Genomic DNA, 12,919 nt, shown 5'->3' on the forward strand with positions numbered 1-12,919 from the left:
CGACGACAACGCAGCCAGCGTGGATGCCAGGCGTCGCGCGTCAGGCGACCCCTTGGAACAGATCGTCTAGTCCCAGCCCAGCAGCCGCCGCACCACGCCGTCGGCCAGCAGGCGGCCGCGCAACGTCAGCACCGCCCGCCCGGACGAAAGCGCCGAAGGCTCCAGCAGGCCCTCGGCCGCCGCTTCCCGCGCCCGCAGCAGTCCCGCACCCGACAACATCTCGACGTCCAGCCCCTCGGCGAGCCGCAGCTCCAGCAACACCCGCTCGACATCCCGTGTGTCGTCGTCCAGAAGCTCACGCGCGTGCGCCGGACTCTCCCCAGCGGCCAGCCGGGAGGCGTAGGCCGCCGGGTGCTTGACGTTCCACCACCGCACGCCGCCCACGTGGCTGTGCGCGCCCGGCCCGACGCCCCACCAGTCGGCGCCGGTCCAGTACAGCAGGTTGTGCCGGCACCGGGCGGCCTGCGAGGTCGCCCAGTTCGACACCTCGTACCAGCCGAAACCCGCCGCGGACAAGGCCGATTCGGCCTGGAGGTAGCGGTCGGCGAGGATGTCGTCGTCGGGCGCGGCCAGCTCTCCGCGCTTGATCCGGGCCGCCAGCTTGGTGCCTTCCTCGACGATCAGCGAGTACGCCGACACATGGTCAGGCCCGGCCTCCACCGCTGCCTCCAGCGAGGCCTGCCAGTCGTCGTCGGACTCCCCCGGCGTGCCGTAGATCAGGTCGAGGTTGACGTGCTCGAAGCCGGCCGCGTGCGCTTCGGCGACGCACTCCTGCGGCCGCCCCGGCGTGTGCCGCCGATCCAGCACCTCGAGGACGTGCGGCCGTACGCTCTGCATCCCGAACGACAGCCGCGTGAACCCCTGCTCGCGAAGCGCGGCGAGGTAGGCCTTGTCGACCGACTCGGGGTTCGCCTCGGTGGTCACCTCGGCGCCCGGGGCCAGACCGAACAGCGAGTCGATCTCGTGCACGATCCGCCCGAGGTCGGAGGCGGTCAGCAGGGTCGGCGTCCCGCCGCCCACGAACACCGTGCTCACTGGTACGCCGGCCGAGCCCAGCACCTGCCGGGCCAGCCGCAGCTCGCCGATCGCCGCCTCAGCGTAGGTCGCCCGCGACGCGCCGGGCTCCGAGCCCAGCTCGGAGGCGGTGTAGGTGTTGAAGTCGCAGTAGCCGCACCGGGTCACGCAGAACGGCACGTGGACGTAGACGCCGAACGGCCGCTCCCCGACGCCGGCCAGCGCGGACTCCGGCAAAGCGCCGGAACGCGGCGCGGGCTCCCCGTCGGGCAGTGTCGATGGCACGGGCCCCAGGCTAACCCCGAGCCAAAGTTCGGTGATCTCCCGGATTGACCCAGCTCAGCTCGCGCTCGACGGTGAAGAGATGCGCACGAAGACGCTGTGGCTGATCACTCTGCTCGCCGCCGCGCTGACGACTGGGCTGGCGTACGCGCACACGCTCGAGCTGCCGCCCAAGCTCGGCTACGGGCCCGACCTCTATCGCGACGTGCAGCACACGATGTACGGCTTCTTCGCCTACGTCGGCGCACCGATCGAGGTCGTCGCCGTGCTCGGCGGCATCGCACTGGCCCTCACCAGCCGGGGCACGCCGCTCGCCCGCTGGACGGTCGCGGGCGCGGCGCTGCTGGCTGCCGGCCTCGCGACCTGGGCTGCCGTCGTCCAGCCGGCAAACGTCGCGATGGCCCGCTGGACCGGCGAGACCCTGCCGGGCACGTGGGAGGCGACCCGAACCCAGTGGGAGCTGGGACACGTCGCCCACTTCACCGTGTTCGGCGCCGGCCTGGTCGTGCTGCTGCTAGGCCTGCTCAGGCATACAACGCTTCCAGCACCTCGGCGTACTGCGCCTCGACGGCCTTCCGCTTGACCTTCAGGCTCGGCGTCATCTCGCCGCCCTCGACGGTCAGGTCGTGGTCGAGGATGACGAACTTCTTGATCGTCTCCCAGCGGTTGAGCTTGACGTTGAGCTCGTCGACCGACTTCTGCACCATCTCGCGGGCCGCGTCGGAGTTGACGATCTCCTCGTACGACTTGCCGGCGAGGTCGTTCTGCTCGGCCCAGACCAGGATGCCGTCCGGGTCGAGCGTGACCAGCGCCGAGACGAACTTGCGGCCCTCGCCGTGGACCAGGAACTGGCTGGCGTACGGGCAGACCGCCTTGAACAGGCCCTCGATCAGCTGCGGCGCGACGTACTTGCCGCCGGATGTCTTGAACAGGTCCTTCTTGCGGTCGGTGATCTGCAGCAGCCCGTCGGAGCCGAGCTCGCCGATGTCGCCGGTGTGGAACCAGCCGTCATCGTCGAGCACTTCGGCGGTGAGCTCGGGCCGGTTGTGGTAGCCGCGCATCACGCCGTGCCCGCGTACGCAGATCTCGCCGTCGTCGGCGATCTTGAGCTCGGTGCCGGGGAACGGCTGCCCGACCGTGCCGAAGCGGTAGCGACCGGGCAGGTTGACGCAGGTCGCCGCGCTGGTCTCGGTGAGGCCGTAGCCCTCCAGGATCAGGATCCCGGCGGCGTGGAACCACTCGGCGATGCCGCTGTTGAGGCCGGCCGCGCCGGAGACGAAGAAGCGCAGCCGGCCGCCGAACCGCTCGCGGATCTTGGAGAACACCAGCCTGTCGGCGAGCTTGTACTGCAGCGCCAGCGCGCCGCCCGGCTCGTTGCCCTTCTGCCGCAGCGCGGACACCTTCAGCCCGACGCCGAACGCCCAGGCGAACAGCTTGGCCTTGACGCCGCCCTCGGACTCGATGCCGGTGACGATCCTCGCGTGGGCCTTCTCGAAGATCCGCGGAGCCGCGGCGACCCAGGCCGGCCTGACGATCGCCATGTTCTCGACGATCTTGTCGACCCGGCCGTCGACGGCGGCGCAGAAGCCGACCGCGAGCTGGGCCGACAGCAGCACCTTGCCGAACGAGTGCGACAACGGCAGCCAGAGGTAGAGCAGGTCGTCCTTGGTGAGGAGGTTGACCGCGTCGATCGCGGCGCCCTCGTAGGTCCAGCAGTCGTGGGTGAGCAGGACGCCCTTGGGCTGGCCGGTGGCACCGGAGGTGTAGATCAGCGTGGCGAGGCTGTCGCCGCTGATCGCCTTGATCGCCTGGTCGACGGCCTCGGGGTTGTCGGCCAGGTGAGCCTCACCGCGCTTCTCGACGTCGGAGAGCGCGTAGATCGGCAGGTCTTCGTTGTCGGGATCGGGGGTGCCGTCGAACGTGATCAGCGCGGTCAGGGCGGGCAGCCCGGCGCGGTGCTCGCGGACCTTCTTGATCTGGGTGTCGTCCTCGGCGAAGACGATCGTGCTCTCGGAGTCGGAGACGATGTAGGCGACCTCTTCGGGCAGCGTCGTGGGGTAGACCGTGGTCGTCGCGGCGCCCGCACACATGATCGCGAAGTCGGCCAGGATCCACTCGTAGCGCGTCGCCGAAGCGATCGCGACCCGCTGCTCGGGCTGGATGCCGAGCGCGATCAGGCCGGCGGCGAGGTGCTTGATCCGGTTGCCGGCTTCGTCCCAGGTGACGGAGGTCCAGTTCTCGTTCTTGTCGGGATAGCGGAACGCTTCCCAGGTGGGGGTGGCGGCCACGCGGTCGACCACCATCTGCGCGACCGTCGCGGAGCGGCTCTCGACCTTGCTCGGATCCGGCCCAGGAAATTCGTGTCCCCAAGTAAGTTCGCTGGTCATCGCGCGCCTCCACCTCTTCGCCACGTCACGCCGACACCGTACGGCAGAACAGTCAAGGTTTGGTAATGAACAACCTTGCTCGACCGGCCAATTTTGCGCAACGATCCTAAGGGCGGGTCTAGGCCAGTCTCGTCAGTTCCACGGTGACCTCGAGGGCGCTGGTGGCGGATCCGGAGTAGAGCCCCTTGAACGGCGCCACGTCGCCGTACTCCCGGCCGCGGCCCACCACGACGTGCCGCACTCCGATCGGCAGCGCGTTCGTCGGGTCGTACGCCGACCAGGCACCATCCCACCACTCGACCCAGGCGTGGCTCTCGCCCGCGACGGTGGCTCCGACCTCCGCCTCCGGCCTGGGGTCGAAGTATCCGGAGACGTAGCGCGCCGGGATGCCCGCCGAGCGCAGCATGGCGATCGTCACGTGCGCGATGTCCTGACAGACGCCCTTGCGCTGTTCCCAGACCTCGCCCACATCCGAGTGCACGCCGGTCGCACCCGGCACGTACTCGATCTCCTCGTGAACGTAGGAGCAGATCGCCAGCGCCGCTTCGCGTGGGCTCAGCGCGTCGACGATCCCGGCCGCCCGCGCGATCATCTCGGCGGTCGCGACCGTACGCGGCGTGGCGTCCAGCCACTCGACGAACCGGCCGCGCACGTCGTCGCCGCGCAGCTCGTCCCACCCGGCACCGGACGACCCGGCCTGCGGCCGGCGATCCTCGGTCTCGACCACGCTGGTGGCCGTGACGCGGAGCCGGTCGTGCGGACGGTGGATGTCGAACGCGTGCACCTGGCTGCCCCAGTAGTCCTGGTACCGCAGCGGCGTCGTCGCCGGGCGGACGTCGAAGCGCGTGTCCAGCGCGCTCTGCCCCGGCTCGGTGAGCGGTGTCATCCGGGCCTCGTTGAACGACGCCACGGCCTGGGTGTCGTAGGCGAACGCCGACTCGTGGCGGATCCGCAGCCGGTACGTCATGCGCTCTCCCGGGCCCAGGCCGGGGTTCGCGTGGTCTGGAAGAACTTCCGGCTCACCAGGTCGCTGACCTCGGAGCAGCAGCGCTCCAGCTCGGTCAGCACGGCCGGCAGGTCGTGGATCAGCTCACCGGGTGCGCGGTACTCCAGCCGGGTCCGCGCCCGCCCGAGCCGGCGCCGGGCGTCGTTGGCCACGCCGGCGCGGGCCGATCCGGGGTCGAGCTCCTCCAGGCACGACTCCGCGGCGGTCAACGCAGCGAACACCGAGCGCGGGAAAAGCCTGTCCAGCAACAAGAACTCCACCACGGCGGCCTCGTCCAGCACACCGCGATACGTGCGCAGGAACGCTTCGTACGCACCGCAGGAGAGCAGCATCGTCGACCACGACGGCCTGCCCTGGCCGGGCGCTCCGGGCAGCACGCGCGTCATCAGCAGCCGCGCGGTCATGTCGACGCGTTCGAGGCTGCGGCCGAGCACCAGGAACGACCACGCCGCGTCCCGGCTCATCGTCGCGTCGACGATGCCGGCCAGCGCGGCGGTACGTTCGCGTACCCAGGTGAAGTACGCGTGCGGGCCGATCCGGTCGGCGCGGCGGCGCGCGTCCGGCAGCGACAGCCAGGTGCTGTTGAGGCTCTGCCAGAACTCACTGGACAGCGTTTCCCTGGCCCCTCGGGCGTTCTCGCGGGCGGCCGCCAGTGCGCCGCTGATCGAGCCGGGGTTGGACGCGTCGAAGCCCAGCAGGTCGAGCACGCGCCGCGCTTCCACCCGGCCGGCAGGCGGTTGCGCTCCCATGACCGCGAGCAGCGAACGACACGCGGCGTCCTCCTCCGCCCACGGGTCCTCGAGCAGCAACTGCAGCTGGACGTCCAGCGTGCGGGCCGTCGAGTCCGCCCGCTCGACGTACCTGCCGATCCAGAACATCGACTCCGCGATCCGGCTCAGCACGGGCGCCTCCCCTGCTGTTGTTGCTGTTGCTGGTCGGACCAGGTGCGGGTCGGACCCTGGTCGGGTGCCTCGACGAACGGGGCGGGGTGTGTGTCGACCAGGCTCGCCACCGCTACGTCGGCCTCGTTGAACTGCTCCTGGCTGGCGACCGGCTCGTCGGCGAGCACCCAGGTATCCTTGGATCCGCCGCCCTGGCTGGAGTTGACGACGAGCTTGCCCTCCGGCAGCGCGACGCGGGTCAGCCCGCCGGGCAGCACCCAGATGTGCTCGCCGTCGTTCACCGCGAACGGGCGCAGGTCGGCGTGCCTCGGGCGGAACCGGTCGCCGACGAACGTGGGGACCGTCGACAGCGAGACCACGCGCTGCGCGATCCAGGCCCGCGGCTCGCGTTCGACCTGGATCCTCAGCCGGGCAAGCGTTTCGTCGTCGGCGTGCGGGCCGATCACCAGACCCTTGCCGCCGGATCCGTCGACCGGTTTGAGGACCAGCTGGTCGAGGCGGTCGAGCACCCACTCCCGTACGTCGGCGTCGCCGAGCCGGTAGGTGTCGATGTTGGGCAGCAGCGGCTCCTCGCCGAGGTAGTAGCGCACCAGCTCGGGAACGTAGGTGTAGATCAGCTTGTCGTCGGCGACGCCGTTGCCCACGGCGTTGGCGAGCGTGACGGTGCCGGCCCTCGCGGCGTTGAGCAGGCCCGCGCAGCCGATTACGGAGTCGGGGCGGAAGTGCACAGGATCGAGGAAGTCGTCGTCGATCCGGCGGTAGATCACGTGGACGGGCCGTTCGCCGCTCGTCGTCTTCATGCGTACCCGGTTGCCCTCGCACACCAGGTCGCGGCCCTCGACCAGCTCGACGCCCATCATGCGGGCCAGCAGCGCGTGCTCGAAGTACGCGGAGTTGTAGACGCCCGGCGTCAGCACGACGACCGACGGATCGGCGACCCCGGCGGGAGCGGCCGCACGCAGCGCGGCAAGCAGCTGTTGCGGGTAGTCCGAAACCGGCAGCACCCGGCCGGCGGCGAACGCCTCGGGGAACACCCGGGTCAGCGCGCGGCGGTTCTCGATGACGTAGCTGACGCCGCTCGGCGTACGCAGGTTGTCCTCCAGCACGCAGAACCGGCCCTGCTCGTCACGGATCAGGTCGACGCCCGACACGTGGACGCGTACACCGTTCGGCGGCTGGATGCCGTGGGCCTCGCGGTGGAAGTGCCGCGAGGTCGCGACCACACGGCGCGGCACGATGCCGTCGTTCAGCACGTCACCGTTGCCGTAGACGTCTTCCAGGAACGCCTCGAGCGCGCGGATGCGCTGCTGCACACCACGTTCGACCCGCGACCACTCCTGGCCGGTCAGCACCCGTGGAACGATGTCAACGGGGAACGGGCGTTCCTCCCCGTCGTAGGCGAACGTCACCCCACGGTCGAGAAACGCGCGGGCGAGCGCCTCGACCCGCGGCTTGAGCTCGTCGCTGCCGAGCGGGCGCAGCGCCGCCAGGATCGGCTCATACGCCTCCCGCGCGGCGCCGGGCTCGGCGAACGTCTCGTCCCAGGCCGCGCCGAGCTGGTAACCCTCGAAGAGATCTGCCATCGCTCTCGGACGGTAGGCGTGCGTTGTTTCGGATGAGTTACTTCACTGTGCCTGTCCACCCCCGCGGCCTCCGGCCGCACGGGCCCACTCGCTCCTACGTTAGTCCGCGGACGGCTCGGTGAGGTAACGCTGGATCGTCGGGCCCAGCCAGCGCACCAGCTCGTCGATGTCAACCGAGGCCAGCGGCTCGATGCGAAGCTGGTAGCGGGCGAACGCGATGCCCATCAGATGGCTGGTGACGAGCTCGACGCGTAGCACCGCGTCCGGAACGCCGAAGTCGGCCGCCAGCCGTTGGGCGATCGGCCCGGCCAGCGAGGCGTGCAGCGTCTGCTTCGCCAGCGGCAGGTTCGCGGCCGACCGCCACAGCGTCAGCAGTGGCTCGAACGCGTCGCCCGTCTCCCAGCCTTCCAGAAAACGCCTGACCAGGCGGTTCCCGATGTCGTCCGGGCTCTCGTCCAGCAGCGTGGACAGCTGGTGCAACGGATGCTCCGGTACGTCGACCACCGAGGCGGTGAACAGGCCGTCCTTGTTGCCGAAGAAGTAGTAGACCATCGCGACGTCGACACCGGCGTCGGCCGCGATCGCCCGCACCGTGGCCTGCTCGTACCCGGCGCGCATGAAGTGGTCGCGCGCGGCGTCAAGGACGCGCTGCTTGTTCTGCTGGCCGGTGCGCCATCGACCGGTTCGCCGGGCTTCCGACATGTGTCACAGCCTACTTCAACACGTGTTGACGTTTGGTGGCGTGCGGCGTACGTTCATTGTTGAACGGATGTTGAAGAAGGAGGCTTCGACAGTGACGGCACGACGGCTCTGGTGGCGGCACCTGCTCTCGGTACTGGTGTTCCCGGCCACGATGACGATCTTCATCCCGGCGGCGATCGCCGCGCTCGGCGGCGTCGACGCACCCGACCTCGGCAGCGCGCCCGGCCTGGCGTTCACCGTCGCAGGCGGTGTGCTCATCGGGCTCGGGCTCTGGATGCTCTGCTGGACGGTGTTCCTGTTCGACCGGGTGGGCGAGGGCACGCTCGGCGTGGGCAACGTGATGGGCCAGCCGGTCAAGCTGGTCGTTCGCGGGCCCTACCGGCACGTCCGCAACCCGATGATGACCGGCGTGTTCAGCATCCAGCTCGGCACCGCGATCGCGACGGCCTCGCCATGGTTGCTCGGCTGGTTCGTCTTGTACTGCACGATCATCGCGATCATGATCCGGAGATGGGAGGAGCCCCATCTCCGCGGGCGGTTCGGCTCCGACTACGAGACCTACCGCAGGCACGTGCCCCGCTGGATTCCACGACTGACCGCATGGGAGGCGAGCAGATGAAGGTGATCGGCGCCGGCTTCGGCCGGACGGGAACGATGTCGCTCAAGGTCGCGCTCGAGCGGCTGGGCTTCGGCCCCTGCTATCACATGTCAGAGATCTTCGAGCACCCCGAGCACGCGGAGCGCTGGGTCGCCGCGGCCAAGGGCGAGATCTCCGACTGGGACGACGTACTCGGCGGCTACGAGGCCACGACCGACTGGCCGGGAGCCAAGTTCTGGCGCGAGTTGATGGACGCCTATCCCGAGGCGAAGGTGCTGCTCAACGTCCGCGACCCGGAGCGTTGGTACACCAGCGTCGAGAACTCCTTCCTCGCGATGCGGCGGCAGATGCCGGAGGGCGAGTTCCAGGTTCCGCCGCCGCAGGCCGAGATGATGCGGCTGATCATGGGTGACACGTTCGGCCATGCCGACGAGCCGATGGGCGGGATCGCTGACAAGGACCATGCCATCGAGGTCTTCCAGCGGCACAACGAGAGCGTGCGGCAGGCCGTGCCGGCCGAGCGGTTGCTGGAGTACGAGGTCAAGCAGGGCTGGGAACCGCTGTGCGCGTTCCTCGAAGTCCCGGTGCCCGCCGAGCCGTTCCCGCATCTGAACGACTCGGCGAGCTTCCAGAAGATGGTGAGCGAACGGCTGAGCGGGACGGCAGGAGATCAGGCGGCGACCGGTGCCACGTAGCCGATGAAGTCGCCGTTGAAGCTGCCCCAGTTGATGTCGTGCTGGGTGATCCGGTTGCTCACGTTGCCGGAGATGATCGAGACGCCGGACGCTCCGACCTCGGCGACCACGCCCAGGTGGTAGGTGCTGCTCGGATCGTTGTCGTCGTCGAACACGGCCACGTCGCCCGGGCGGATGCCGGCCAGCGTCGGGTGCCAGGTGCCGTGTGCCAGGCCGTAGTTGCGGAAACTCTCGGTCGAGGCGTTGAGGCCGCTGACGTTGGCGCCTGCGTACCGCCAGACGTACTTCGCGAAGTCGGCACACCAGGCCTCGCTGCGCCAGCCGTTCGCGCAGCCGGAGCCGGTGCCCCAGTACTTCGCGTAGTAGTTGCAGTTGGATCCCAGCGGGATCTCGACGTTGCGTGAGGTGTCACGGAGCTGCTGGTACGCGATCAGCCGGGCAGCGTCGTGCACGGGCGCCGGCCCGGCGTGCGCCGCCGCGGGTACGAGCAGCATCGAGACGAGCAGGAGGGCGGCGACGGCGGCAGCTGCCGGCGCGGAACGAACGCGGTCAGAGAGTGTCATGACCGCAGCGTGCACGGCATGCGTTGCACGGCGGCTTCACCGCGATGTCACGCCACCCGCAGGCGCGCGCGCCGGACCGGGATCCGAGCTGCCGCCGGCTGGCGGCTACTTCTTGGTCGCCACCTGAGTGGTCTCCCCCGTCGAGAGCGCGGCGATGAACGCCTCCTGCGGCACCTCGACGCGGCCGACCATCTTCATCCGCTTCTTGCCTTCCTTCTGCTTCTCCAGCAGCTTGCGCTTACGGGTGATGTCACCGCCGTAGCACTTGGCGAGCACGTCCTTACGGATGGCGCGAATCGTCTCGCGGGCGATCACCCGGGCGCCGATCGCGGCCTGGATCGGCACCTCGAACTGCTGCCGCGGGATCAGCTCCTTGAGCTTCTGCGCCATCTGCACGCCGTAGGAGTAGGCCTTGTCCTTGTGGACGATCGCGCTGAACGCGTCGACCGGGTCGCCGTGCAGCAGGATGTCGACCTTCACCAGGTCGGCGGTCTGCTCGCCGGTGGCTTCGTAGTCGAGCGAAGCGTAGCCCCTGGTGCGGCTCTTCAGCGCGTCGAAGAAGTCGAACACGATCTCCGCGAGCGGCAGGGTGTAGCGCATCTCGACGCGGTCCTCGGAGAGGTAGTCCATGCCCTGCAGGGCTCCCCTTCGTCCCTGGCAGAGTTCCATCACCGCGCCGATGTAGTCGGACGGGGTGAGGATGGTGGCTCTCACGACCGGCTCGTAGACCTTGTCGATCTTGCCGCTGTTGGGGTACTCGCTCGGGTTGGTGACGACGTGCTCGTCGCCGTCCTCGAGCTCGACGCGGTAGACCACGTTGGGCGCGGTGGAGATCAGGTCGAGGTTGTACTCGCGCTCCAGCCGCTCGCGGACGATCTCCATGTGGAGCAGGCCGAGGAAGCCACAGCGGAAGCCGAAGCCGAGCGCGCCGGACGTCTCGGGCTCGTAGATCAGCGCGGCGTCGTTGAGCTCGAGCTTCTCCAGAGCCTCGCGCAGCTCGGGGTAGTCGTCGCCGTCGATGGGATAGAGGCCGGCGTAGACCATCGGCTTGGGGTGGCGGTAGCCGGCGAGCGCCTCCTTGGCCGGCGCGCGCATGCTCGTCACGGTGTCACCGACGCGGGACTGGCGTACTTCCTTGACGCCCGTGATGATGTAGCCGACCTCGCCGACGCCGAGCGAGGGCGACTTCAGCGGCTCCGGCGAGATCACGCCGACCTCGAGCGTCTCGTGCGTGGCCTTGGTCGACATCATCAGCACGCGCTCGCGGTGACCGATCGAACCGTCGATGACCCGGATGTAGGTGATCACGCCGCGGTAGGTGTCGTAGACGGAGTCGAAGATCAGCGCGCGGCTCGGCATGTTGGCATCGCCCACGGGCGCCGGCACCTGCTGGACGATCTCCTCGAGCAGCGCCTCGACGCCCTCGCCGGTCTTGGCGGAGACCCGGAGGACGTCCTCGGTGTCGCAGCCGATGATCTTGGCCAGCTCGGCGGCGTACTTGTCGGGCTGGGCCGACGGCAGGTCGATCTTGTTGAGCACCGGAATGATGTGCAGGTCGGCGTCGAGCGCGAGGTAGAGGTTGGCGAGCGTCTGCGCCTCGATGCCCTGGGCGGCGTCGACCAGCAGGACCGCACCCTCACAGGCGGCGAGGCTTCGCGAGACCTCGTAGGTGAAGTCGACGTGGCCGGGGGTGTCGATCAGGTTCAGGATGTAGGGCTGCTCCGCCGTCTCGGGCTGGAACGGCAGGCGGACGGCCTGCGACTTGATCGTGATGCCGCGTTCGCGTTCGATGTCCATCCGGTCGAGGTACTGGGCACGCATCGCACGCCCGTCGACCACACCGGTCAGCTGCAACATACGGTCTGCGAGCGTCGACTTACCGTGGTCGATGTGCGCGATGATGCAGAAGTTCCGGATCAGCGCGGGGTCGGTCCGACCCGGCTGCGGAACGTCGGTGGGCAGCTGGCCTGCGGGCACGGATGGATCCATTCGATGTGGTCAGGGAAACGTCCTCCATCATCCCACGCCGCGATCACCTGTGCCGACGCCGTCCGTACTCGTAATCCGATTGCGGCGTCGGTGGCTGGCTTGTCACGATCAGTCGGGTGAGCGAGACGACTGGGGTGCCCCCGACTCTGCCGACTTTGCCGGCGTTGCCGCCGACCAAGGCGATGGGGGTCCGGGCGCCGTACGACGCGCTTTCGGCGCGGGTCGCCACCTGGATCGAGCGGACACTCGGGTCGTCCGTCGTCCGGGCGACGACGCAGCACGGCGGCTTCTCGCCGGGTGTCGCGGCTCGCGTGCTGTGCGCTAACGGGCGGCGGGCGTTCGTCAAGGCGGTCGGCACGTCGCTGAACCCGGACACGCCGCGACTGTTCCGGCAGGAAGTCCTGGTGATGAAGCAGCTGCCGTGGCTGTCCTGCGTACCCCGGCTGTACGCCACCTACGACGACGGCGACTGGGTGGCGCTGGTGATGGAGGACATCGCCGGGCGCCAGCCTTCGCACCCGTGGACGCGGGCGGAGGTGGACCTGGTGTTCGGGGCGCTGGGCGAGCTGACGGCTGCGTTGACGCCGTCGCCGTGGGCGTCGGCTCCGCGGCTGTCGGATCAGACGGGGGCGTTCGGGAGCTGGGCGCTGCTGGCGGAGGATCCGCCGGCGGATCTGGATCCGTGGCTGGTCGACCACCTCGGCGAGCTGGTCGCGTACGGCGAGCGGGGCCTGCGGGTGACGCGCGGCGAGACGCTGGCGCACTGGGACATTCGGGCCGACAACACGCTGCTGACCGACTCGGGGCGGGTCGTGTTCGTGGACTGGGCGTGGGGATGCCTGGCGGCGCCGTGGGTGGACGTGGCGGCGGCGTCGATCGACCTGCCTCTGAGCGGCTCGTCGGTGGACGTCGACCGGCTGCTGGCCGAGCACCCCTTCACACGCGACGTCGACCCGGACGACATCACGTCCTTGATCGCCTCGGTCTGCGGTGCCCTCCAGTCCGCGTCCCGGCGCCCGGTGCCGGCAGGCCTGCCGACCATCCGCGAGTACCAACGCCTCGTCGGCGAGACGCTGCTGCGGCTGGTCAAGCAGCGCACCGGCTGGTAGCCGGGTCCGGCCGATCGACAGTGTGCCCTGGGCGCGCCTGGACGTTGGAGACTGGTGCGGCCCACCACCGATCAACGGGCTTGCGTGAG

General features: G+C 69.5%; 12 protein-coding genes. 4 read left to right on the forward strand and 8 right to left on the reverse strand.

Features of this window, described 5'->3' with window-relative positions:
* Positions 1-66 precede the first annotated feature (66 nt).
* Positions 67-1,299 carry a coproporphyrinogen-III oxidase family protein gene (hemW, locus tag ACYVF6_RS03920; RefSeq protein WP_460515799.1) on the reverse strand — a complete coding sequence of 411 codons (1,233 nt, stop codon included), beginning with the start codon at positions 1,297-1,299 and terminating at the stop codon, positions 67-69.
* A gap of 79 nt (positions 1,300-1,378) precedes the next feature.
* Here hemW and ACYVF6_RS03925 point away from each other — a divergent pair, with 79 nt between their 5' ends.
* Positions 1,379-1,879 (forward strand): hypothetical protein, encoded by a 501-nt coding sequence (locus tag ACYVF6_RS03925; protein ID WP_460515801.1) that lies wholly within the window; start codon positions 1,379-1,381, stop codon positions 1,877-1,879.
* On the opposite strand, the gene ACYVF6_RS03930 is transcribed toward ACYVF6_RS03925, so the two are convergent.
* The 5 genes from ACYVF6_RS03930 to ACYVF6_RS03950 all read right to left on the reverse strand — a co-directional run bounded on the left by ACYVF6_RS03930 (position 1,821) and on the right by ACYVF6_RS03950 (position 7,876).
* Complete coding sequence (locus ACYVF6_RS03930) at positions 1,821-3,683, reverse strand: AMP-dependent synthetase/ligase (protein ID WP_460515803.1); 1,863 nt, start codon at positions 3,681-3,683, stop codon at positions 1,821-1,823. The genes ACYVF6_RS03925 and ACYVF6_RS03930 overlap by 59 nt on opposite strands.
* Before the next feature lie 118 nt (positions 3,684-3,801).
* The gene (locus tag ACYVF6_RS03935; protein WP_460515805.1) at positions 3,802-4,650 is read right to left on the reverse strand and encodes a transglutaminase family protein; all 849 of its coding nucleotides are present in this window, start codon (positions 4,648-4,650) and stop codon (positions 3,802-3,804) included.
* A complete protein-coding gene (locus tag ACYVF6_RS03940; protein ID WP_460515806.1) occupies positions 4,647-5,591 on the reverse strand; it encodes an alpha-E domain-containing protein in 945 nt (314 codons plus the stop codon). Before ACYVF6_RS03940 ends, ACYVF6_RS03935 begins: the two co-directional genes overlap by 4 nt.
* Positions 5,585-7,174, reverse strand: coding sequence for a circularly permuted type 2 ATP-grasp protein (locus ACYVF6_RS03945; protein WP_460515808.1), 1,590 nt, complete (start codon positions 7,172-7,174; stop codon positions 5,585-5,587). Before ACYVF6_RS03945 ends, ACYVF6_RS03940 begins: the two co-directional genes overlap by 7 nt.
* A gap of 99 nt (positions 7,175-7,273) precedes the next feature.
* A complete protein-coding gene (locus ACYVF6_RS03950) occupies positions 7,274-7,876 on the reverse strand; it encodes a TetR/AcrR family transcriptional regulator (RefSeq protein WP_460515810.1) in 603 nt (200 codons plus the stop codon).
* A 91-nt stretch (positions 7,877-7,967) separates the two neighbouring features.
* Between ACYVF6_RS03950 and ACYVF6_RS03955 the strand changes: the two genes are divergently transcribed.
* Positions 7,968-8,495 (forward strand): methyltransferase family protein, encoded by a 528-nt coding sequence (locus ACYVF6_RS03955; RefSeq protein WP_460515812.1) that lies wholly within the window; start codon positions 7,968-7,970, stop codon positions 8,493-8,495.
* Positions 8,477-9,169 (forward strand): sulfotransferase family protein, encoded by a 693-nt coding sequence (locus ACYVF6_RS03960; RefSeq protein ID WP_460515814.1) that lies wholly within the window; start codon positions 8,477-8,479, stop codon positions 9,167-9,169. Before ACYVF6_RS03955 ends, ACYVF6_RS03960 begins: the two co-directional genes overlap by 19 nt.
* On the opposite strand, the gene ACYVF6_RS03965 is transcribed toward ACYVF6_RS03960, so the two are convergent.
* Both ACYVF6_RS03965 and lepA read right to left on the reverse strand, forming a co-directional pair.
* Positions 9,145-9,732 carry a CHAP domain-containing protein gene (locus tag ACYVF6_RS03965; protein WP_460515815.1) on the reverse strand — a complete coding sequence of 196 codons (588 nt, stop codon included), beginning with the start codon at positions 9,730-9,732 and terminating at the stop codon, positions 9,145-9,147. The genes ACYVF6_RS03960 and ACYVF6_RS03965 overlap by 25 nt on opposite strands.
* Positions 9,733-9,837: 105 nt before the next feature.
* Positions 9,838-11,709: an elongation factor 4 gene (gene lepA, locus ACYVF6_RS03970; protein ID WP_460515816.1), complete on the reverse strand. Its 1,872-nt coding sequence runs from the start codon at positions 11,707-11,709 to the stop codon at positions 9,838-9,840.
* A 128-nt stretch (positions 11,710-11,837) separates the two neighbouring features.
* Between lepA and ACYVF6_RS03975 the strand changes: the two genes are divergently transcribed.
* Positions 11,838-12,830: an aminoglycoside phosphotransferase family protein gene (locus ACYVF6_RS03975; RefSeq protein ID WP_460515818.1), complete on the forward strand. Its 993-nt coding sequence runs from the start codon at positions 11,838-11,840 to the stop codon at positions 12,828-12,830.
* Positions 12,831-12,919: the final 89 nt, after the last annotated feature.

This window comes from Flindersiella endophytica, from assembly GCF_054779015.1.